Here is an 826-nt window from a genome sequence, read left to right on the forward strand (position 1 = left end):
AAGAATAAAATTACAGATTACGCTATGACTCATAATTTGCCAATGCCTCCTACGAATGTGAAGAATTTACAAGGTCAGAAGTCAAAAAGCAGTGATGCGTAGCTGTGTGAACAAGAAGTGTACAGAGATAGTATTTACTGTACAGAGATAGTATTCACCTGACACTGCCGTGCCCGGCGGGGCGCTGATCAGGCTGCCTGCTGCCCTTTGCTGTCCTCTTCCGGCTGGCCCTCGGGAAGGCCATCACGGAAAGCTTGGTAGGGTGTCCGACCGTTCATGTTTCTGCCTTGGTGCGCCCCCTCGTGGTTGTAGTGGTGCAGGTAAACATCCAGGTCCGTCTGCATTTCGTCTAAGGACTCGTACCAGTTCCTGCGCCCCTGAATCCTGAAATGCTCGTCGAGCAATGTTCTGTGCAGCCGTTCCACAAAGCCGTTGCTTTGCGGGCGTCTGACGCGGGTTGTCCGATGCTCGATGCCTTCCAGTTGCAGGAACAACTCATAGGGATGCCTGTCGGGACGCCCGCAGAATTCCCGGCCATTATCCGAAAGCACCGTGACGACCGGCGTGTCGTGCTCCTCGAATAAGGGCAGCACGGACTCGTTGAGCGTGTGTACCGCCGCAACCTGCAGCTTGCTGGTGTACAGTCTGCCGAAGGCGTAGCGGCTGTGGCAGTCGATGGCCGATTGCAGATAGATTTTTCCCACGCCATTCCGTGACCTTCTTCCAGTGGTCATGTCGGCCTCCTTGCTAGTGGTTGATGAAGCTTTATGGCCTCATCGCTGCTCTAGGTGGCGCGGCATGACCTCTTTTTTGGGATTGTGCACTG

Annotated in this window: 1 protein-coding gene; it reads right to left on the reverse strand. The window is 54.5% G+C overall.

Features of this window, described 5'->3' with window-relative positions; translation table 11 throughout:
• Positions 1 to 188: 188 nt before the first annotated feature.
• On the reverse strand, positions 189 to 734 hold the full coding sequence (locus FVW27_RS17620) for an integrase core domain-containing protein (RefSeq protein WP_279586654.1): 546 nt from the start codon (positions 732 to 734) through the stop codon (positions 189 to 191).
• Positions 735 to 826: the final 92 nt, after the last annotated feature.

This window comes from Nitratidesulfovibrio liaohensis, assembly GCF_011682075.1.
In the GTDB taxonomy this organism is placed as follows: Bacteria; Desulfobacterota; Desulfovibrionia; order Desulfovibrionales; family Desulfovibrionaceae; genus Cupidesulfovibrio; species Cupidesulfovibrio liaohensis.

Bases quoted from the DNA above. Each gene is read 5' to 3' on its own strand.
- FVW27_RS17620 (WP_279586654.1), bottom strand. From the start codon at position 734: ATGACCACTGGAAGAAGGTCACGGAATGGCGTGGGAAAAATCTATCTG.